This is a genomic window from Corynebacterium sp. CCM 9203 (genome assembly GCF_041357675.1).
Lineage (GTDB): Bacteria > Actinomycetota > Actinomycetes > Mycobacteriales > Mycobacteriaceae > Corynebacterium.
In genome coordinates this window covers 643,985-663,894 of the sequence record NZ_JAUERY010000001.1, presented here as the reverse complement: position 1 = coordinate 663,894, position 19,910 = coordinate 643,985, and the positions used below count along the sequence as shown (strand labels likewise).

Here is a 19,910-nt window from a genome sequence, read left to right as displayed (position 1 = left end):
GCGGGGTTCTCTTCTTCAGGTGCGGGTACGGCGGAGTCAGCGGCCGGGGCCTCCGATGAGGTCAGACGGGGCGAGTCCCCGCTCCGCGACGAGTCGGAGGAGTTCGGTGGCATCAGCAGCACGATCGAACAGGTCTTCGCAGTTTGCCCGGGTGAGACAATCCAACTCCGGCATCCGCAGCCGGTGGTGACCGGTCACGCGGTCGCCGTTGACGACGATGGTGTCCCAGCTCGCCGCAAGCACCTGATCGGGCCAGCGACGCATGATCTCCCCCCGGAAGAATGCACGCGTTCCTTCCGGAGGGGTGAGCACCGCGGCATCTATCGCGGCAGAGTCGACGAGGCTCCGCATGCTGCCGCGCCGGACAAGGGCATGATGCAACCCACGCTCGGGATCGATGTCGGAGTACTGGAGATCGATGAGTGCGATCTTGGGATGGTTCAGGTCGATACCCCGATCAGTGAACCGCTGGATGAGGGACAACTTGGCCGTCCAGTCGAGCCGGTCCGATGTCCGTAGCGGATCGATGTCCAGATCATCGAGCAGGTCCTCCGCCGTCCGGAGAACGAGCCGGTCTATGTGATCGGTTGCAGTGCACCGGGAGAGATACTCCCGGAGGATGGCTGTCGCGCGCATTTCCCGGCCATCCGCGAGCTGGAGCAGTCGACTACATCTGAGATCTCGGGAGATCTGCTTCACCGCGGCAACGGGGTCGACGAGTTCCAGATCGGAGAAGTCGTCGCCGGCTTCGATCGCTTCGATGATCAGGGGGGTGAGTCCGAACTTCAGCAGGTTGGATGTCTGGGACATGTTCGCGTCCCCGATGATGACGTGGAGCCGCCCCCACTTGTCGGCGTCAGCGTGTGGTTCATCCCGGGTGTTGACGATTCCCCGGTTCAGGGTCGTCTCGAGTGACACCGACTGTTCGATGTAGTCAGCCCGCTGGCTTATCTGGAAGCCCGGGAACTCACCCCGTTCCCCCAGACCGACGCGGCCCGCACCGATAAGCACCTGACGGGTGACGAAGAAGGGGATGATCGCCCGGGTCAGGACATCGAAGTCCGTGGAACGGTGCCACAGGTAGTTCTCGTGGCTACCGTAGCTCGCTCCCTTGCCGTCGACGTTGTTCTTGTAGATCTTGAGAGGCGGGCACGGAGATTGGCCTTCAATCACACTCTCACCACGGTCGGTGTACTGCCGTACCGCTTCCACCGCACGATTCATCACCAGGTCGCCTGCGGCATCGTAGATCATCGTCTGCATCGCATCGGTGGTTTCCGGGGCCGAATACTCGGGATGCGCGTGATCGACGTAGAAGCGTGCACCTGATGAGGTGATCACGTTGGCGACGCCGACGGTATTGGGATCGATGACAGGGGCTGTACGGAAGCGCCGGAGGTCGAAGCCGCGGGCATCACGGAGAGGGGTTTCCTCACCGAAGTTCCAGCGGGTACGGCGGAGAGACGCACCGGTTGCGACGGCGTAGGCGAGTACGGTGTGGGTGGAGGTGACGATCGGGCTAGCTGTGGGATCATCCGGGGTGGAGATACCGTACTCTGTCTCGGAACCGATGAAACGGGTCATGGTGGCGTTTCCTAACGTACGGGAGGTTCGGGATCAGATGGGGCACCGAGTACCCGGACACCCGCGACCCGGCTTCCGGGGCGTCCGGTGATCCGGGACCAGGCATCCGGGTTCGAGGTGTTTGGAAGGTCCTCGTTTTCCTCGTTCTCCGCGTCGATCGCCGCTGCAAGATGAGCACTCGTAATACCATTCGTCCGGCCGGCGAGGTGGTCCTTGATCGCTTCTTTTTTGGCTCGGTCCACGATGTTCGTAATCATCGCACCGGAGACGAAGTCGTGGTAATGCAGAACCTGGATGCTCCCGTCGAGATAGGTCAATTCGACGAAAGGTCGGGGTCGGAACAGATGTTCCGCAGCATGCTCGATGAGTTTCTCTGGATCACCTGCGACCGGTATATTCTCGTGGAGCAGCCGCTGAAAGATCTCCCGGGCTCCCGCCCGGTCGGGTCGTTGGACCCGGATCTTCACGTCCAGACGGCCCGGGCGGAGGATCGCGGGGTCGATGAGTTCCTCGCGGTTCGTCGCGCCGATTACGATGACGTTGGACAGACTCTCCACGCCGTCGAGTTCGGCGAGTAGCTGAGGGACAACGGTGGTCTCCATGTCGGAGGATACCCCGGATCCCCGTGTCCGGAAGATTGACTCCATCTCATCAAAGAACACGATGACTGGGCGTCCTTCGCCAGCGAGTTCTCGGGCACGTTCGAAGATGAGTCTTATCTGGCGTTCCGATTCCCCGACAAATTTATTCAGTAGTTCGGGACCTTTGACATTGATGAAGTAGGAACGTGAGCCATCACCGATGCGCTCGGCGAGTGAGTTCGCGACCGCCTTGGCGATGAGTGTCTTCCCACAGCCTGGAGGACCATAAAGGAGGACGCCTTTCGGGGCCCTCAGGTTGTAAGCGTGGTAGAGATCCGGATGGGTGAAGGGTAGTTCGACGGCATCCCGGATTCGGGTGATCTGATCGTCGAGACCGCCGATGTCCGCCCAAGTGACGTCGGGAACCTCCTCTAGCGCTAGTTTCGCGACCTCGGTCTTGGGAATGACCTCGAAGGCATACCCTGCGCGATTGTCCACCAGAAGCGTATCTCCCGGTCGCGGTGGCTTTTCACCCGCGAGCAGTGGTCCCGCGAGGCGGACGAGGCGTTCCTCCCCGGTGGTATCGATGACGAGAGCCCGGCCATCCGCAAGAACTTCCGTCACACTAGCCATCTCCCCGGAGTCGTCGAAGCCGCAGACCTCCACGACTTGTGCGCCTTCGCCGAGTCGAACCCGTGCTCCGGGAACGAGCGAGGTGGGGTCAACGAGTGGACTCACCGCGAGGCGCATCCTTCTGTTCGATGTGAACACCTCAGCACAGGTCTCCTCGAACCCCTGGGTTGGCTCAAGATACGTCCCGTAGGTGGACGGCGGTGCTGAGAGTTGTTCCAACTGTTCGTTGAGGACTGCGAGTTTTCGGCGTGAGGCAGTGAGCAGCTCCACGAGTTTGGTGTTGCGGGTTGCCAATTCGCGATTGTCACGACGGACTCGGCGCAGTTCTTCCGAGACCTCCCGGTACGTGTCAGCGGCGGACCTCGGCGCGGGTATCGACTGGGCGGCGTCGGTCGAAGCGTTGTCGTCCGGTTCGGGGGTGTTGACGGAGGTGCTCATGGAACTCCAATGTAGACCACCGGGGTCGGTGAAGTGTGAGGTGAGGCTGACTTGTCCTGGCTTATGGCGTGGAAGCGCCCGTTATTTCCGGGCGCGTCGCTGCGGCCGGGGTGCGACCGTACCGTCCGCCAGGCGCCGCGCCCAGACCAGGAATGCGGTGTGGGCGTTCATCCTGTGCTCGGGGCGGGTGGCCAGTCCCTCGACCTTCCACTCCCGGACGAGGGATTCCCAGGCGCGGGGTTCAGTGAAGCACCCCAGTTCGCGGATACCCTCCATGACCTTCATCAACTGCGGGACGGTGGCCACGTATGTCATGAATACTCCTCCCGGAAGAAGAAGTCCTCGCACCGCGTCGAGACATTTCCAAGGCTCCAGCATGTCGAGGATGATGCGGTCGACGGGACCTCCGATGTCGTCCACCGTGACCTCTTTAAGGTCGCCCAGACGAGGAGACCAGTTGGAGGGTCTCCCCCCGAAGAATTCATCGACGTTCGACTCCGCGTAGTCGAGGTGATCCTGCCGGATCTCATAGGAGATCAGTTCACCGGACTCACCGATGGCACGGAGCAGTGTCATGGAGAGAGCTCCGGAACCTGCACCGGCTTCGAGTACGCGCGCGCCCGGGAAGATGTCGCCCTCGATGAGGATCTGGGCGGAATCCTTCGGGTAGATGACTGCTGCGCCGCGAGGCATGGACAGAACGTGGTCCACCATCAGATGACGGAAACAGAGGTATAGACCGCCCTGGGAGGATTCCACCACGGTACCTTCGTGCTGGCCGATGATGTCATCGTGTGCGATGCCCCCCTTGTGGGTGAAGAAGCTCTGCCCTTCCTTGAGCACGATCGTGAAGTGACGGCGTTTCGCATCGGTGAGCTGGACGCGGTCGCCCGCCTGGAAGGGGCCGGAATAAGCCATGAGTGTCTCTCGTTCGTATCTCGTCGTGGGCGGTTCGGGTTAAACGCCGGCGTAGTAGGTGCCGAGGATCTGAGCCAGCGTGTCGACGTCGCGGGCGGAGGCCATCTCGCGTGCGGAGTGCATGGAGAGGATGGGAACGCCAACATCAAGCGTGGTGATGCCGAGGCGAGTCGCAGTGATCGGACCGATGGTCGTTCCACAGGGTACGTGGTTACCGGAAACGAACACCTGGTTGGGGGCACCGGCGGTGGAACACAGCCGGTGCCACAGGGCCGCGGATTCGGCGTCGGTGGCATACCGCTGCTTCGCGTTGACCTTCAGCGCTGGGCCAAATCCGGCAAGTGGACGGTTGACGGGATCGTGCCGTTCGGCGAAGTTCGGGTGGACCGAGTGCGCGGCATCGGCAGAGATGCACGATGAGCGGGCGTACATCCGGGCCTGGCCGTCGATCCCCCGGGCACCTAGGGCCTCAGCAGTACGGTCGAGGACATTCTGCAGGATCGGCCCGGCTGCGCCGGTGACGGCACCGGAACCGACCTCCTCGTAGTCGAAGGCCGCGAGGACGAGGATGTCTCTCTGGGCGTCCGCGCCCCCGTCCCGCACGGCTGTGTTCAATGCGGTGGTCGCGGGCCAGACGCTGGAAAGATTATCCAGGCGGGGCGCCGCCAGAAGGTCCAGCTCAGCACCGAAGAACTCCGGGGCCTGCGTGTCGCAGGTGATGAGGTCGTGGGCGATGATGTCGTCGTCGATTCCCACTAGACGGGCGACCGTCTCGAGCACGGTCTCCCGGGGGTCACCTGTGCCGAGGACCGGATAGAGGTGGCGCTGCCGGTCGTACTCGAAGCCCTGGTTCACCTTCGGATCGAGATGGATCGCGAGATTCGGGACACGGAGTAGCGGGCCCGTGTCCACGAGGTGCTGTGTCCCGTCCACGGTGATGACCCGACCGGCGAGCCGGAGTTCGCGGTCGAACAGCGTCGACAGGATTGGGCCGCCGTAGACCTCGCAGGCGGCCTGCCGCCAGCCCGCGGTTCCGGCGTCCGGAAGGGACTTGAGCTTCAGTCCGGGTGAATCGGTGTGGGCGCCGACGATCCGGAAACCTGAGTCGGGGCCCGCTTCCCGGGGGATGTACCAGGCCAACACAGCACCACCCCGGACCAGGAGATGGCCGCCCGGTGTCGCGTCCCAGGTATCCGTCTCATCCTGTTCCGTGAATCCCGCGGCGAGAAGCTCGCGGCGCACCTGGTCCGCTGCGTGATAGGAACTCGGGGAGGCGTGGATAAAGTCGCTGAAGCTGATCATGTTTCCATCCAACCATCACAGGGCAACGGTTCGGCCACACACCCCGGCCCGACAGATCTGCACATGCGTGCCACGACCCGGGTGCGGGCCGTCGACCCGGATACCTGACGGGCCTGTACCGAGGATGATCGCTGCGGAATCGAGTTGTCGGCGGAGCCGGGAGAGCGCCTCTGCTGTCGGTGACGTGACCACCGCGCGGGTTGGGCCGGATGCCGCGAGTTCACCGAGACTAAGCCACCCGCCGGCCTGGAGGGGGCGCGCGCCGGCGACCTCCCCATGGACCGCGAGGATCTCCCGTCCACGGCTCGCCCACCGCTCGGCGGTGTCCGCGTCCCCGGTGGCACCGATGACCATCGACCCGGTGAAGAAGGCTTCCCCCGCCACCGCGACTCCGGCGGGGGCAGAGGTGTCGAAAGGATCCCGCGCGCGCAGTCCGAGCACCGGGATGGGACTGCCGCTGTCGAAATAGGTGCCTGGGTTGTCCGGGTCCGCGTGGCGACGTTCGATCTGATTGAGGGCGTCCCGGAGAATCCGGAGGCAGTCTTCCGTGAGTGCCTCATCCCCGGTGCAGGTGGCTGCGGAGGCTGTTCGGGTCGACGCCAGGGCCAGCCACGCGAGGTCTGCGAGTGATGCGGATTCTCCGCCACTGACCCGGAGAAAACCACCGTCGGTAGTCCGGTGCAGCCTGTCCAACCCGAGGATAGCGTGCACGGCCGCGTCACGGAATGTGTCGTTCCCAGCTCCCGGCAGAAGTTCCGCCGCCTCACTGAGGGCGACCGCGGCCATCGCGGTACCTGTTGTGGTTGCGGTGTCATCCCGCCCGGGTTGCGGGTCTCTCGCCCGGGCGGCGGCGAGCTGTTCGCGGATGCGGAGGAAGCGGGGCATGTCGTCTGGATCACGCGACAAGGTGGGGACGGAGCCGCCTTCGGCATCATCAGTATTGCTGATACCGAATAAGGTGGCGATCCAGTTGGCGTCGTCGGAGTCCCCTAGTGCGGCAGAGACCCTGTTCCGGGTGTAGCGGTAGGTTGCGCCCTCGACTCCGTCGGTGTCGGCGTCCAGGGAGGTGGCGAACAGTCCGTCCCGACGACGCAGTGAGGTGAGCAGGAACCGTGCGGTGTCATCTGCGGCCCGAGTTGCCAGGGGATCACCCGTTGCGTGGGCATGCGCCACGAGCGCCCGGAGCAGGAGCGCGTTGTCGTCGAGCATCTTCTCGAAGTGCGGGGTCCGCCACGCCGCATCCACTGTGTATCGGGCGAAACCCCCTCCGATCTGGTCGAAGATCCCGCCGCGGACCATGGATTCAATGGTCCTTCCGACGAGCGCGTGCACACGGTTGTCTCCAGTCCGTTCCGCCCGCCTGGTGAGCCCCAGGAGTGTGGCGGACGGCGGGAACTTCGGGGCACCGCCGAAACCACCGTGCACCGGGTCCTCGGAGTCCTGGAGTGCGGACGTCACCCGGTCGAAGACCTTGTCGACGGTCGGGACCGGGCGGACGGGGGCGGAGTGCAGAGCCATCATCTCGCGAACCTTCTCCCCCATGTCGGCGATCTCACTACGGCGGTTGCGCCAGGTTTCGTCCACGGCGCGGATCAGACGGGGCAGGCCGGGGCGCCCCGGCCGGTCCTCCGGAGGGACATAGGTGTCGGCGTAGAACGGTCGTCCCTCGGGATCGGTGAAGACGGTCATCGGCCATCCGCCATGGCCGGACAACGCGATGGTGGCCTGCATGTAGAGCGCGTCAACGTCGGGGTGCTGCTCCCGGTCCACCTTCACGCAGACCACATGCTCGTTGAGTAGTGCCGCGATGTCCGGATTCGAGAAGGACTCCCGGGCCATTACATGGCACCAGTGGCACGCCGCGTACCCGATGGAGACCAGTACCGGGACATCGCGATGGGAGGCTTCGGCGAAGGCCTCCGGGCCGAACGTCCACCAGTCGACGGGGTCGTCGGCGTGCTGCCGGAGGTAGGTGCTGTCACTGCCGGAAAGTCGGTTACCCATTCCCCCATTGTGCACGCTCCCCTGGTACGTCCCTGCGGTGTGACCACCCCCGGATCGGGTTCCCTCGAACGGTGGAACGGACGATCACCCCAGCTCAGATGTCATGACGGAGGTCACCCTTTGGAGATTATGAATGGTGTTCAGATTTATCCGTAGAATTGGGGTGGAATACCACCTCCCGCAGGTCGGAGGCCCCGCGGGGAGGACCGACCACGCCAGGGAGAAGGATCGACCATGGACACCACCACCCCGCTGCTCGCACTGGACGACGTCACCGTCTCCGTCGATGACACGATCGTCTGCCGCGACATCACACTGACCGTCAACCACGGAGAGAACCATGTTCTCATCGGAGCGAACGGCTCCGGGAAATCATCACTGCTGAACGCGATCATGGGCACCGGACCATTCCAGGTCACCCGTGGGCGGATACTCCTGAACGGACAGGACATCACGGAGCTTTCCGTTGATGAACGCGCCCGAGCGGGACTCGGTCTCGCGGTGCAGCATCCACCCAAACTCCACGGAATCACGGTGAGCAAACTCGCTCAGGCGATCCACGCCGGTGACCGGTTGCCCCGGCTCGCCGAGGAACTCAATCTCTCCGACTTCCTGGACCGGGACGTCCACTGCGGATTCTCTGGCGGTGAGATGCGCCGTTTCGAGATGCTCAAACTCCGGCTCCAGCAGCCGACCATGTGCCTGCTGGACGAACCGGAGTCAGGTGTCGACATGGAACACGTCTCTGTGGTGGGGCGCGCACTCGCGGACCTTCTGCAGACCCCGTGCCCCGATGGAACGGCCCGGAGCTCGCTGGTCGTCACACACACCGGGTTCATCCTCGACCACCTCGATTCCCCCATCGCACACCTCATGTCCGGCGGACGCCTCACCGACAGTGGCGACGCCCGCGACATGCTTGCCCGTGTCCGTACCGACGGCTGGGCAGCCTGATCCCGGGTATTTTCCACCCACCGACGAAACCAAGGACTGATTCCCAATGACATCCACCGTTCCCGCAGTCACCCCGGTACCCGGTCTCGGCAGCGCCAGCGTGACGCCCGGGCTGCTCACCGATCTCGGTTGGCGCGACGAGGAGTCCTGCGCGGGCACCTCGTTGATGGTCGACCATCACTTCGAACGCATCGTCACCCACGACGGGCAGGTCGAAATTATGCCGCTCTCGGATGCTGTCGTCACCTACCCCTGGGTGCAGCAGCTCATGTTCTCGCTCATCGACCCACTCTCCGATGACGTCCTGCGGCGTGCCTTCGAATCCCAGGATCGGCCGCTGGGCACGTTCACCTGGGTCCACGACGGCGCGATCCTCGACGGGCCACTGCAGAACTTCTCGTTCATGACCGTGCCCCAGGAAAGACAATTCGTCCACGATCTGACCGTCATCGGAGCCGGTGCCCGGGTCGACCACATCAGTGGTTCCGGTGTCACCCCGAAAATGACCCACGGTCGCCACGTCTCTGTTTCGGAGACATTCATCGGTGAAGGCGCCCGACTCCGCTCCCTCGATGTCGAACGGTGGGGCTCCCAAATGGACGTCCACTCCTGGTCCGGAACTCGCATCGCCCGCGACGCCGTGAACAGTTCCGTTTCCGTCGCGGTCTCCGGGCTCCGCAACCACGTCGCGCACTCCACCGTCGAACTTGACGACGGGGCAACCGACACCAGCCACTCGGTGGTGTTCGCCCCGGCCGACACCCACCGCGAGATGAGGACCGAGATTCGTCTCCTCGGAGCGGGGTCACGTGCCGAACAGGTGTCCCGCATGGTTTCCGACGGTGGGGAGATCTCCAACGACACCACGCTCGTCGGCGTCGGACGCGGGTGCTCCGGATTCCTGGAGTGTGATGGTCTCATGCTAAGGGACACCGGATACATTGACTCGGTCCCCGCGTTGAAGGCGCGTGTCGACGAGGCGCAGTTGAGCCACGAGGCGTCCGTCGGCATGATCGACGGTGACCGGCTCGATTACCTCATGGCGCTCGGACTCGACGAGGACACCGCCCGCGACCTCATCGTCCGGGGGTTCCTCGATCTCACCGAGCAGTCTGTCCCCGATTCCCTGCGCGCCACCGTCGAGGGGCTGGTCACCGCAGCTCGGGAGGCTGAGCTTTAGGGAGACCGGTTGTGGATAGGACGGGCCCCTCCGTCAAGGGTCCACAACAGACTGCGCACCCTGGGACGGCTGCGTCGGGGGTGCGCGGTAACGTGATGTCCCATGACCTCACCGGTAACGACCAGCCCGTCCACCCGGCCCCGGCCCCTCGCGCTGTCCCCCTCCCGGGCGAGCGACTACCAGCAGTGCCCGCTGCTCTACCGGCTGCGGGCCATTGACCGTATTCCCGAACCGAAGACCGTCGCTCAGGTCAAGGGAACACTCGTTCACGATGTACTCGAGCAGATGCACACGTGGGCGCCGGAGCAGCGCACCTACCCGGCGGCGGTCAAACGCCTCAAACCCACCTGGGCGGCGATGTGCGCCGCCGACGATGAGCTCGACGAGCTTGTCCCCGAGGACGCCCGCTACGACTTCCTCGTCGAGTGCCGTGCCCTGCTGCGCGGCTACTTCGAAATGGAGAACCCCCAGGGCTTCACGGCCAAGGCATGCGAGATGTATGTGGAGTCCGTGCTCCCCAACGGGGTGCCGGTCCGCGGGTTCATCGACCGCGTCGACGAGGCCCCGGACGGCCGCATCAGGGTCGTCGATTACAAGACCGGCAAGAAGCCCATCCCCCGGTTCAGTCAGCAGGCCACGTTCCAGATGCGGTTCTACGCCCTGGTCTACTGGCGGCTGCACAAGGTGCTTCCCGCGCAGCTCAGACTGATGTACCTCAAGGTCACCGACTCGATGTTCCTCACCCCCTCGGTGGAGGAATTGGAGTACTTTGAACGTGATCTGGGGGATCTGTGGGCGAAGATCGAGGCGGATGGGCGGAGCGGGAACTTCCGGCCGAAGACCTCCAAGCTCTGTGGCTGGTGTTCTCATCAAGCGTTGTGCCCTGCCTTCGGCGGTACTCCGCCCGAATATCCGGGGTGGCCCGGGAGCACCGCCGACGGTCAGATCACCGCGGACTCCTGATCAGATATCGACCAGGCCGGACCGGAACGCCCAGATCACGAGCTGGACCCGACCCCGTTCCCCGGTCTTGGACATGGCGTTGGAGAGGTGCGTCTTCAGCGTGGACGGCTCAAGAAACAGGGTGTCCGTGATGCCGTTGTTGCTCTGTCCCCGGAACAGTTCACGCACGCAGTCGATCTCTCTCGGGGTCAGCGGATGATGACGGTGAGCTGCGGCAGGGTGAGTACGTCAGAGCTGGTCGCGGCGAAGACATCGAAGGCACCGCGCTAGAGCTGACCCGACGCGGGACTGGCCGCAGCCAGCGCCGTACGACGCTTCATCCCCATTGAGCACTTCCCGATCTTCATTGCCGCCGCATCGGTCATACCGACGGTGTCGATGAGGTCATCCACACACCCGGTCGAGACGCCGACGGACAGTGCCCGTGCGGTGACATGCTGACGGACGGTGAGACCGGGGATGAGCCCGCCGTCGTCAAGCAGAATGTTCGTGTTTCGGCCGGTGGCACTCGCCCGCGTACCGGCCGACGAGACCGAGGCCTGCGCGCAACGTCGTCGTCTTACCTGCGCCGTTGGGCCCGAGGACACACGTGACACGTCCCGGTTTGGCACTCAGGCTCATGTCCCGGACGACCCGATCTGTGCCGTAGCGCACCTCGAGGCCTCGTATCCGGAATTCGTTGTCTGTCGATGTACTGGTCATACCCCGACGCTAAGGAACACCCACCGAACCGGGGAAATCCGGACTTCCCCCAAAAGGCGGACCCGAGATCAGAGAACGACCGAACCGAACAGGAACACCAACGCCGGGGACAATGCGATGCAGAGGGCACCCGGTATGAGGAACGGGTGATTGACGATATACCTTCCGATTCTCGTGGAGCCGGTGTGGTCCATCTCTACCGCGGCGAGCAGGATCGGTAGGTCGGTAGGACGAACAGTGCACTGACGGCAACGAAAATCCACACCGCGAGTTTGGTCGCCGCGGTCACTTACTTCTCTGCGTGTTTCTTTGGTGAGCTGACCAGTCCCTTCTCGAGGCGTTCGCGGTAGATTGGGTTCTTGTCCAGGTCGAGGCCGAGATGGTTCGCCACGAACGCGGTCGGAAAGACTGCGAGGAAGGTCGACAGAGAGCACGACCGCGAGTAACTGGAGATACCCGGTGCCGGCGAGGATAATCATCGTGTAGGTGACTACCGGGGCGAGGTAGGTGATGTACCGGGGATTCCTGCAGAGCAGTTTCTCCGCCAGGTCGACCAGCCAGTCCGTTCCCGCGGCCCGTTGCATGGCGGCGAAGACCACGTCTGTCCCCGCGAATCCGAGCAGGAGCATACCTCGATCACCGGTGAGACTGATGCCGATTGGACCCGGTCGTGCCTCCAATACGATAGCGGAAATGACGGACGATGATCTGATGGCTGAGAATCGCGGCCTGTACTCCTGGTGGATTGTCGCGGTTGTGCCTGTGTTGGATAACTGGCTATTCAAGAAGACGTACCATCGGAGTGGGGATCAAACTGAAGCCCCGACCTGCTCATGGACCTGGAAGGGCCCCGCTGGAACGGCGGGGCCCTTATCGAAGAATGGGTCAGAATCCTAACGGTCGAGGTGAAGCTGCCCGCGGAAGACCGGATGCATGAGATTCTCCTTGCTCAGTACTTGATCCAGGGTCTCGGCGTCCATCAGTCCCTTCTCAAGGACGAGCTCGCGAACGGTCTTGCCGGTCTCTGCTGCTTCTTTACCTATGAGGTCACCGTTATGGTGACCGATGAACGGGTTCAGGTAGGTCACGATTCCGATCGAGTTGTCGACGTACGCCCGACAGACGTCCTCGTTCGCGGTGATTCCGTCGACACACTTGGTGCGGAGCGTCTCGACGGCGTTCCGGAGGATGCGGATCGATTGGAACAGGGACTCCCCGATCACCGGCTCCATGACGTTGAGCTGGAGCTGGCCAGCCTCGGCGGCCATGGTAACGGTGATGTCATTGCCGAACACCTTGAAGCACACCTGGTTGCAGACCTCGGGAATAACCGGGTTGACCTTGGCAGGCATGATCGATGAACCGGCCTGGCGGGCCGGGAGGTTGATCTCGTTCAGGCCGGCCCGTGGACCGGAGGACAACAGGCGTAGATCGTTGCAGATCTTCGACAGCTTCATCGCGGCTCGCTTCACCGCGCCATGAGCGAGAACGTAGGCACCGCAGTCGCTCGTCGCCTCAATGAGGTCCTTCGCTGACTTGACCTCCAGCCCCGTGACTTCACTGAGGGAAGCCGTGACCTGGTGTCGGTAGCCGGCTGGAGTATTCACTCCGGTGCCGATGGCTGTCGCCCCAAGATTGACCTCCAGGAGACGCTCCGAGGCATCGCGGAGGATGACGCGCTCCTCAGACAGATTGTGGGCGAAGGCGGCAAACTCCTCACCGAGTGTCATGGGAACCGCATCCTGGAGCTGTGTGCGACCCATCTTCAGGATGTCCACGAACTCGTGTCCCTTCGCGGCGAAGGAACTTTCGAGAGCATCGAAGGAATCGATCAGGTCATTGAGAGCGTAGTGAACACCGAGCCGGAATCCTGTCGGGTAGGCGTCATTGGTGGATTGGCTCATGTTGACGTCATCATTCGGGTTGATGATGTCGTAGGCACCCTTCGGCTTTCCCAGATACTCCAGCGCCAGGTTCGCGATTACCTCATTGGTGTTCATGTTCAGGCTGGTTCCGGCACCGCCCTGGAAGACATCGAGCGGGAACTGGTCCATGCACCGTCCCTCGACCAGAATCTGGTCACACGCCCAGATAATCGCCTCGCACTTCTCGGCGGGAAGAGTGTGCAGCCTGCGATTGGCCAGGGCACTGGCCTTCTTCACCTGGACCATGCCACGGATGAACTCCGGGATTTCGTTGACCGTGATCCGGGAGATCCGGAAGTTCTCCATTGCACGGAGCGTGTGAATACCGTAGTAGGCCTCATCCGGAACGTCCAGTTCCCCAAGCAGATCCACCTCAGTTCGGGTACGGCTTTCTCCATGCCTGGCACCTGTCGCCGGGGCATCGGCTGTCTGCGTGGCAGTAGTGGAGTCCTTCACTTCGTCCGATTCGATGACGGCGTCGTGCGTTGCAGATGGCTCGTCGGGGCTTTTGTTCGTTCCGGTTTCCCGTTTTGCCTTCGCCGTCGTGGGCTTCCGCTTGGATGATTTGGCCATGTCGTGTGCCACCTCTCTGTGGGTCTCTTCTTCCTGGAGTGTCCTGAGCATTTGGTACTCGGGTATCGCGAAGGCCACTCGTTCCCCCCAGCATAACGAGGACCGAGTACACGGGGGTGGATCTGGAGGTTGCTATCGTGATCGGCGGAGTTCGTGGCTGATTGTGCACCACCATACCGGATGTTCCTGCAGTTAAATGCCTTCTTCCTGGCCTTGATCCAAGGCGCATCATGCGCCTGGTACGAGTGTGCACGATCGATGGCGGGGATGATTCGCCCCGGGTGGAGCATGGTATACGGGCGTGGAGCACCTGCCTAATTTCCGATTCTGGTGACTCCGGTAGCGAGAAAAGACCCCCGTGACGCCGACATTCGGCTACGGGGGTCGCGTGTGGAGGTCAGAGCCGAGCGATTCGGATCTCCGAGGCAAGAATCGCCTCTGCGCCTAACTCATCGAGCTCGTCCATCACGTCATTAGCAGTGCTGCGCGGGATCATCGCGCGAACCGCGACCCAGTCCTCCAACGCTAGTGGAGATACCGTTGGCCCGGAGATACCCGGGGTCAGTGCGGTTGCTGCGTCGAGTAGCGACCGCGGGACATTGTAATCGAGCATCAGGTAGTTCTGGGCATGGAGAATACCCTCGATACGACGCAGAAGAACCCGCTGCTCCGGGGTGACCTTCTCGCCTGCCCGACCGACGATGACGGCTTCCGAAGTAACCAGAGTCTCGCCAAAAGGCTCGAGTCCCTGTTTCCGAAGCGTCCGGCCGGTGGAAACAACGTCCGCGATCACATCCGCGACACCGAGTCGGATCGAGATCTCGACAGCACCGTCAAGTCGGATGACCTCCGCTGTCTGACCTCGGGACGCCAAATCAGAGCGAACCAGGTTCGGGTAGGACGTGGCGATACGTTTTCCATCGAGATCATCGACGGTCCAGCCCTCCCCGGCAGGTGCAGCATACCTGAAGGTTGAACTCCCGAACCCCAGGGAAAGAACCTCCTGGACGTTCGCGAGAGAATCAGCCGCAAGGTCACGCCCAGTGATACCGAGATCCAGTTGGCCACTCGCCACGTAGATCGCGATGTCCTTGGGTCGGAGGAAAAAGAACTCGACCTTGTTGGCTTTGTCAGTGACCGTCAGCGCCTTGCTATCGCCGCGGCCGACATATCCTGCCTCGGAGAGAATCTCGACTGCTGCCTCGGACAGCGAGCCCTTATTAGGTACTGCGACTTTGAGCATGTTTTCCCGGGGATCTTTCAGAGAGATGGTGGACGGACGGATGATGTGGCGCCGTCAGAGATGCTTGTACACGTCCTCGGGTTTGAGGCCTCTGGCGACCATGATCACTTGGGTCCAGTAGAGGAGTTGCGAAATCTCCTCGGCCAGCTCCTCGTCCGACTGGAACTCTGCGGCCATCCAGACTTCCGCAGCCTCCTCGACGACCTTCTTCCCCTGGGAATGGATACCCGCATCGAGAGCGACCACCGTACCCGAACCTTCGGGGCGTTCGGTCGCGCGGGAGAGTAGTTCAGCGTAGAGGGCGTCGAAGTCTTTCACGCGAATCATTCTTGCACATCCTTTCCCACCACCGGTGCAGGAGTACGGGTTAGGCGACGAAACAGAACCCCGATCGCATCGACGTCGAGTCCACGGAAGTCCGCGCCGACAAGTTCAGGTCGGCCGGTCAACTCCCCGAGGGTGGGTACTCCCGTTGGTCGTTCCAGGGTCATATCCCCGGGGACACCGATGACCTGGCACCCGGCATCATGTGCCGCACGCATTCCGGTCGCAGAGTCCTCGAAGACCAGACAATCCCATGGTGAGAGGCCCGCTCGCCGTGCGACCTCCAGGTAGATGTCTGGGGAGGGCTTCCCTTTGGGAACCTCATCACCGCACACCGTGTCAACGAAGAGATCCCGGCCGACCGCTGCGATCACCGGATCAGCAAGCTCCCTGGGAGTGTTGGTCGCGATATACATCGCGATGCCCCGATGCTTAAGATCCCGGAGCAGTTCGTGAACCCCCGGATTGAGGGTGGGGCGTTCGGTGAACAGCTCCGCGAAACGGTCGAACAGAATCCGCCGGTAACGTTCTTTCGCGGCCTGATCCGGGGTGACACCGGCGTGCTCCGCACAGACACGGAAGGTGTTGTCGAATGATCCCCCCACCGTTGTCGCATGCTTCTCTGTGGTGAGCCGACGTCCCATTTTCTCGCTCATCTCGTAGGTGGCGACGGCCCACAGTGGTTCAGTGTCGGTCACCGTACCATCCATGTCCCAGATGACGGCCGCAGGTAGCTGATCAAATTGGGGGGCAGCCATGTTTTCCGCACCACGCCTATTCGAACCTGGGAAGTACGAAGCCGTCTTCGGGGTCTTCGACCTCGGGCGGGATGAAACCGGTTGCTGTGATGGCTCGAAAGATCAGACTGTTGAGTTCATCGAACTCTTCCGGCTCAATGACAGCATCTGCGTGCCGGACGTTGAAGGTCTCCACTGCGGTGATGAACCGGGTCACGGCATCAATGATGTTCTCTGCACCGGGGGATGCCGGGAGCAGATCGAGTTCTGTCAGAAAACCCATGAGGATTGTGCGGAGAGTCGGGAGCACAGAGGGGTCGAAGGGTTGATCCCAGAACTCCTTCTCGTCCTTCCCGAGATAGGATCCCGAAGCGAAAGTCTCAAGATCGTCGATGAACTCATCAACGTCCGGAGCGAACTGCTGGCTGATACTCATGGAGGTCATGCCTCCATGAGTATCAGAGAGGCCAGCCGAATTGAAGTACCCCATCATTCGGAACACCTGTGGCCTATTCTTCAGTGGGCGTCGCCGATGAGCGCAACCCCCATCAAGGCGTCGAGTGCTCCGGAGACCAGCATCCCGGCTTCGTCGGCCAGCGCAAGATTTTCCTGCCCCGCGCACACATCCTCCGCCCATCTGTCCACAGCCACCAGCGCCCGAGGCGTGTCGAGATCATCGGCGAGAGCTTCCCGGACCTCCCGGATTAGGCTCCGTGCGGCATCGACGTCGGTCGCCTTGACTGCGGCGGAACGCCACAGTGCGAGACGTGCCTCAGCGACCGCGAGAATCCGGTCTGACCAGTCTCGGTCACTCCGGTAGTGACCCGCGAAGACTCCCAACCGGATGGCACCAGGATCATGACCGGAAGCTGTGAGTTTGTGCACGAACACAAGGTTTCCCAGAGATTTACTCATCTTGGTTCCTTCGAGACCGATCATCGCACTGTGTACATAGTGCCCGGCCATTCGTTCGGACCCGGTCGCAGCTTCAACGTGCGCGGCACTGTATTCGTGGTGAGGGAATATGAGATCTGTGCCTCCCCCCTGGATTGTGAACCGGGAACCGAGGCGATTCAGCGCGATTGCGGCGCACTCGATGTGCCAGCCGGGGCGGCCCGCTCCGAAGGGCGCGTCCCATCTGGGTTCGCCGGGCCGTGCAGCCCGCCAGATAAGTGCATCCAGTGGATCCCGTTTTCCGATACGATTCGGGTCACCTCCACGCTCGGTGAAGTACTTCGTCATCGTCGAACGGTCATAATTCGACTCGTAACCGAAGTGGGGGGTTGCTTTGAGGGCTGCGTAGATGTCGGGAAACTCGTCCTCCACAACGTATGCGCTACCGTTGTCCAACAGGGTCGAGATGATGTCAACCACTTCATTGACGATGTCGGTTACCGCGATGAAATCGGTCGGCGGAATCACCCGGAGAGACGTCATGTCGGAACGGAACAGATCGGTCTGATCTCGCCCGAGCTCCCGCCAATCGACGTTATCACGAGTGGCGCGCTCGAACAGGGGATCATCCACGTCGGTCACATTCTGTACGTAACGGACGGAGTGCCCGTTGTCCCGTAACTGACGGTTGATCAGATCGAAGGTTAGATAGGTCGCCGCGTGGCCGAGGTGGGTCGAATCATAGGGGGTGATACCGCAGACGTACATGCCGACGGAATTCCCCGTGACACTGACGGGCCGGATTCTGCGGTCCGCTGTATCGTACAATTTCAGTGCTACTGCGGGACCCTCGACAACGGGGACCACGGGTGCAGGCCAGGAATGCATGGAGATAACTCTAGCGTGAGGCCTCCAAAGTTCCGGGGACTGACCCTGAGACCGACATGCTATCCGGGGTCACGGCTGTAGAACACCTGCCGCGAGCAGGCCCATCACTGCGACGCCTACCGGGATGCGGTAGGCGGCGAACCACGAGAACGAGTGGTTGGACACGAACTTCAGTAGCCAGGCGATGGATGCGTAGCCCACGGCGAAAGCGATGCCGGTTCCGACGATGAGCTGAGCGGCGGAGGCCGCCTGCCCAGCTTCCGGGGCGAAGGCATCCGGGAGAGAGAAGAGACCCGAAGCGAGTACAGCGGGTATGGCGAGTAGAAACGAGAATCGAGCGGCGACTTCGCGGTCGAGCCCGAGGAAGAGGCCTGCGGAAATCGTGCCGCCTGACCGCGACACCCCCGGAATCAACGCAAGACATTGTGCGAAGCCCATGACAACCGCGTCCCGCATAGTGAGGTTCTCGAAGGACCGCTTCTTGGATCCCCATCGCTCAGCGGCGATGAAAACGAAGCTGAACAGCACGAGCATGGCCGCGGTGATCCAGAGGTTGCGCAGATTGTCCCGGATCAGATCCTTACCCAGGTATCCGAGAACCCCGACGGGAAGCGTTCCAACGATGACCATCCATCCCATACGGTAATCAAGCCCCCGCCTAGACCTATCTGCCAGCCCACGGAACCATCCGGTGGCGATCCGCCATATGTCCCTGGCGAAATAGACCAGGACAGCGGCTTCGGTACCAAGCTGAACGACTGCGGTGAACGAGGCACCAGCATCCTGTCCAAAGAACAGTGAACTGACGATGCGCAGGTGTCCCGAGGAGCTCACCGGCAGGAACTCGGTGAGTCCTTGGACAATGGAGAGAACCACGGTCTGAGCCCAACTCATGTGTTCAGGTGTCCCCCCCGCGGCAGTGTGCAGTGGCTGCATAAGGTCGGCGGCGTCGTTGATGGACGGGTTCGCAGCGGTCAGGGACACTTGGGTACGGCCGGGCAGAATGCCGGCGAGAAGACTCATCAGACTCACGCATCACACCGTACTCCGTGGGGCCGCTAGGGTGGTGCCCGTGAGAGAGAACTTGGTGGGTATGAGTGGATTACGGGTTTCCGAACTGGGGCTGGGTGTGTCCACCTGGGGTGAGGTGACCCCGGAAGAAGACGCCGGCGCGATCCTGCGAGCGTTCGTTTCTGCTGGAGGAACTCTGATCGATACCTCCCCTGCGTATGCAGACGGTGCAGCAGAGAAACTTCTCGGCTACCTACTACGTCGTGATGTCGTTGACCGGGGCCGTCTCGTACTGTCCTCCTCAGCGGGAGTCGATCCCACGCTCCCTCTCGGCCGGCGAGTGGACTGTTCACGGCGTGCTCTCATCGCGCAGCTTGACAGAACCCTCCATGTTCTCGGAACCGACCACGTGGATATCTGGAACGTCGGATTCTGGGATCCGAGGACACCTCCGGAAGAGGTGGCCGACGCCCTCGATTGGGCTGTTACCTCCGGGAGAGCCCGGTATGCCGGGGTGCGGGGCTATACAGGTTGGCAACTAGCGGTGACCCAGGCCAAGAGCCGACACACGACGATCGTTGTGGCGCAGGCCGGTTACAGTCTCCTTGACAGACGGGTCGAGGAGGAACTGCTTCCGGCTACCGAACATCTCGGGGTTGGTTTCTTCGCTGCTGCTCCACTCGCGCAGGGGGTTCTGACCGGGAAATACCGGCAGCGTATCCCTGTTGACTCCCGCGGTGCGTCGCCACGCCACGGTGCGGAGGTCCAGGGGCTCCTCGTACCACGGAGCACACCAGTCGTTGAGGCGTTGTGTACCGCCGCCGAGGGATTGGACATCCCTCCGGTGGCCGCCGCAATCGCGTGGCTCCGCGACCAGAGCCCGGTGACATCAGCGGTAATCGGGGCCCGGACGGTGACGCAGTTGGATGAGGTTCTTGAGGGACTCGACGCCGGATTACCCAAGGCGATCCGGGCTGCGTTGGACGAGGTCTCCCTGTAGCCTCCGGTTCTGTGAAAGTCGTGTTCTGAACTGGTCTTTCCCTGGTTCCCCCGGGA

19 protein-coding genes and 1 pseudogene are annotated in these 19,910 nt (G+C 62.4%); 4 read left to right on the top strand and 16 right to left on the bottom strand.

Translation table 11 applies throughout. From position 1 onward, the window contains the following. Window positions 1-36: 36 nt before the first annotated feature. From dop to QWU44_RS02895, 5 genes are all read right to left on the bottom strand, one after another. On the bottom strand, window positions 37-1,584 hold the full coding sequence (dop, locus tag QWU44_RS02915; protein WP_370914187.1) for a depupylase/deamidase Dop: 1,548 nt from the start codon (window positions 1,582-1,584) through the stop codon (window positions 37-39). A gap of 11 nt (window positions 1,585-1,595) precedes the next feature. Further along, complete coding sequence (gene arc / locus QWU44_RS02910; RefSeq protein WP_370914186.1) at window positions 1,596-3,236, bottom strand: proteasome ATPase; 1,641 nt, start codon at window positions 3,234-3,236, stop codon at window positions 1,596-1,598. Between the two features lie 81 nt (window positions 3,237-3,317). After that, entirely contained in the window at window positions 3,318-4,154 is an 837-nt protein-coding gene (locus QWU44_RS02905; RefSeq protein WP_370914185.1) for a tRNA (adenine-N1)-methyltransferase, read from the bottom strand. A gap of 39 nt (window positions 4,155-4,193) precedes the next feature. Beyond that, a complete protein-coding gene (locus QWU44_RS02900; RefSeq protein ID WP_370914184.1) occupies window positions 4,194-5,456 on the bottom strand; it encodes a M18 family aminopeptidase in 1,263 nt (420 codons plus the stop codon). 15 nt (window positions 5,457-5,471) lie between these two features. After that, window positions 5,472-7,460, bottom strand: coding sequence for a thioredoxin domain-containing protein (locus QWU44_RS02895; protein ID WP_370914183.1), 1,989 nt, complete (start codon window positions 7,458-7,460; stop codon window positions 5,472-5,474). Window positions 7,461-7,694: 234 nt separating this feature from the next. On the opposite strand from QWU44_RS02895, the gene QWU44_RS02890 reads away from it, so the two are divergent. The 3 genes from QWU44_RS02890 to QWU44_RS02880 all read left to right on the top strand — a co-directional run bounded on the left by QWU44_RS02890 (window position 7,695) and on the right by QWU44_RS02880 (window position 10,557). Next, window positions 7,695-8,414, top strand: coding sequence for an ABC transporter ATP-binding protein (locus tag QWU44_RS02890; RefSeq protein WP_198735905.1), 720 nt, complete (start codon window positions 7,695-7,697; stop codon window positions 8,412-8,414). A gap of 46 nt (window positions 8,415-8,460) precedes the next feature. Further along, a complete protein-coding gene (locus QWU44_RS02885) occupies window positions 8,461-9,594 on the top strand; it encodes a SufD family Fe-S cluster assembly protein (protein ID WP_198735906.1) in 1,134 nt (377 codons plus the stop codon). A gap of 102 nt (window positions 9,595-9,696) precedes the next feature. Then, window positions 9,697-10,557: a RecB family exonuclease gene (locus QWU44_RS02880; protein WP_370914182.1), complete on the top strand. Its 861-nt coding sequence runs from the start codon at window positions 9,697-9,699 to the stop codon at window positions 10,555-10,557. Here QWU44_RS02880 and QWU44_RS02875 read toward each other — a convergent pair whose 3' ends face one another. The 11 genes and pseudogenes from QWU44_RS02875 to QWU44_RS02825 form a co-directional block, all read right to left on the bottom strand. Then, window positions 10,558-10,749: a LuxR C-terminal-related transcriptional regulator gene (locus tag QWU44_RS02875; RefSeq protein WP_370914308.1), complete on the bottom strand. Its 192-nt coding sequence runs from the start codon at window positions 10,747-10,749 to the stop codon at window positions 10,558-10,560. Window positions 10,750-10,823: 74 nt separating this feature from the next. Further along, window positions 10,824-10,949: a hypothetical protein gene (locus QWU44_RS02870; protein ID WP_370914181.1), complete on the bottom strand. Its 126-nt coding sequence runs from the start codon at window positions 10,947-10,949 to the stop codon at window positions 10,824-10,826. Between the two features lie 82 nt (window positions 10,950-11,031). Next, window positions 11,032-11,259, bottom strand: a complete 228-nt coding sequence (locus QWU44_RS02865) for an ATP-binding cassette domain-containing protein (RefSeq protein ID WP_370914180.1) — start codon at window positions 11,257-11,259, stop codon at window positions 11,032-11,034. A gap of 68 nt (window positions 11,260-11,327) precedes the next feature. Further along, a pseudogene (locus tag QWU44_RS02860) lies at window positions 11,328-11,972 on the bottom strand (anaerobic C4-dicarboxylate transporter family protein). Window positions 11,973-12,152: 180 nt separating this feature from the next. Beyond that, window positions 12,153-13,757: an aspartate ammonia-lyase gene (aspA, locus tag QWU44_RS02855; protein ID WP_370914179.1), complete on the bottom strand. Its 1,605-nt coding sequence runs from the start codon at window positions 13,755-13,757 to the stop codon at window positions 12,153-12,155. Window positions 13,758-14,154: 397 nt separating this feature from the next. Next, entirely contained in the window at window positions 14,155-15,000 is an 846-nt protein-coding gene (gene hisG, locus QWU44_RS02850; protein ID WP_370914178.1) for an ATP phosphoribosyltransferase, read from the bottom strand. A 54-nt stretch (window positions 15,001-15,054) separates the two neighbouring features. Beyond that, window positions 15,055-15,327 (bottom strand): phosphoribosyl-ATP diphosphatase, encoded by a 273-nt coding sequence (locus QWU44_RS02845; RefSeq protein ID WP_370914177.1) that lies wholly within the window; start codon window positions 15,325-15,327, stop codon window positions 15,055-15,057. Next, on the bottom strand, window positions 15,324-16,082 hold the full coding sequence (locus tag QWU44_RS02840; RefSeq protein WP_370914176.1) for an HAD family hydrolase: 759 nt from the start codon (window positions 16,080-16,082) through the stop codon (window positions 15,324-15,326). Before QWU44_RS02840 ends, QWU44_RS02845 begins: the two co-directional genes overlap by 4 nt. Window positions 16,083-16,098: 16 nt before the next feature. Then, window positions 16,099-16,506, bottom strand: coding sequence for a hypothetical protein (locus QWU44_RS02835; protein ID WP_370914175.1), 408 nt, complete (start codon window positions 16,504-16,506; stop codon window positions 16,099-16,101). A 71-nt stretch (window positions 16,507-16,577) separates the two neighbouring features. Next, window positions 16,578-17,843, bottom strand: a complete 1,266-nt coding sequence (mshC, locus tag QWU44_RS02830; protein ID WP_370914174.1) for a cysteine--1-D-myo-inosityl 2-amino-2-deoxy-alpha-D-glucopyranoside ligase — start codon at window positions 17,841-17,843, stop codon at window positions 16,578-16,580. 69 nt (window positions 17,844-17,912) lie between these two features. Next, on the bottom strand, window positions 17,913-18,737 hold the full coding sequence (locus QWU44_RS02825) for an undecaprenyl-diphosphate phosphatase (protein WP_370914307.1): 825 nt from the start codon (window positions 18,735-18,737) through the stop codon (window positions 17,913-17,915). Window positions 18,738-18,936: 199 nt separating this feature from the next. Here QWU44_RS02825 and QWU44_RS02820 point away from each other — a divergent pair, with 199 nt between their 5' ends. Next, complete coding sequence (locus tag QWU44_RS02820; protein WP_370914306.1) at window positions 18,937-19,854, top strand: aldo/keto reductase; 918 nt, start codon at window positions 18,937-18,939, stop codon at window positions 19,852-19,854. Window positions 19,855-19,910: the final 56 nt, after the last annotated feature.

Bases quoted from the DNA above. Each gene is read 5' to 3' on its own strand.
- QWU44_RS02840 (WP_370914176.1), bottom strand. From the start codon at position 16,082: ATGGCTGCCCCCCAATTTGATCAGCTACCTGCGGCCGTCATCTGGGAC.
- mshC (WP_370914174.1), bottom strand. From the start codon at position 17,843: ATGCATTCCTGGCCTGCACCCGTGGTCCCCGTTGTCGAGGGTCCCGCA.
- QWU44_RS02880 (WP_370914182.1), top strand. From the start codon at position 9,697: ATGACCTCACCGGTAACGACCAGCCCGTCCACCCGGCCCCGGCCCCTC.
- QWU44_RS02820 (WP_370914306.1), top strand. From the start codon at position 18,937: ATGAGTGGATTACGGGTTTCCGAACTGGGGCTGGGTGTGTCCACCTGG.
- arc (WP_370914186.1), bottom strand. From the start codon at position 3,236: ATGAGCACCTCCGTCAACACCCCCGAACCGGACGACAACGCTTCGACC.
- QWU44_RS02895 (WP_370914183.1), bottom strand. From the start codon at position 7,460: ATGGGTAACCGACTTTCCGGCAGTGACAGCACCTACCTCCGGCAGCAC.
- hisG (WP_370914178.1), bottom strand. From the start codon at position 15,000: ATGCTCAAAGTCGCAGTACCTAATAAGGGCTCGCTGTCCGAGGCAGCA.
- QWU44_RS02890 (WP_198735905.1), top strand. From the start codon at position 7,695: ATGGACACCACCACCCCGCTGCTCGCACTGGACGACGTCACCGTCTCC.
- QWU44_RS02905 (WP_370914185.1), bottom strand. From the start codon at position 4,154: ATGGCTTATTCCGGCCCCTTCCAGGCGGGCGACCGCGTCCAGCTCACC.
- QWU44_RS02900 (WP_370914184.1), bottom strand. From the start codon at position 5,456: ATGATCAGCTTCAGCGACTTTATCCACGCCTCCCCGAGTTCCTATCAC.
- QWU44_RS02865 (WP_370914180.1), bottom strand. From the start codon at position 11,259: ATGACCAGTACATCGACAGACAACGAATTCCGGATACGAGGCCTCGAG.
- dop (WP_370914187.1), bottom strand. From the start codon at position 1,584: ATGACCCGTTTCATCGGTTCCGAGACAGAGTACGGTATCTCCACCCCG.
- QWU44_RS02825 (WP_370914307.1), bottom strand. From the start codon at position 18,737: ATGAGTTGGGCTCAGACCGTGGTTCTCTCCATTGTCCAAGGACTCACC.
- QWU44_RS02845 (WP_370914177.1), bottom strand. From the start codon at position 15,327: ATGATTCGCGTGAAAGACTTCGACGCCCTCTACGCTGAACTACTCTCC.
- aspA (WP_370914179.1), bottom strand. From the start codon at position 13,757: ATGGCCAAATCATCCAAGCGGAAGCCCACGACGGCGAAGGCAAAACGG.
- QWU44_RS02835 (WP_370914175.1), bottom strand. From the start codon at position 16,506: ATGACCTCCATGAGTATCAGCCAGCAGTTCGCTCCGGACGTTGATGAG.
- QWU44_RS02885 (WP_198735906.1), top strand. From the start codon at position 8,461: ATGACATCCACCGTTCCCGCAGTCACCCCGGTACCCGGTCTCGGCAGC.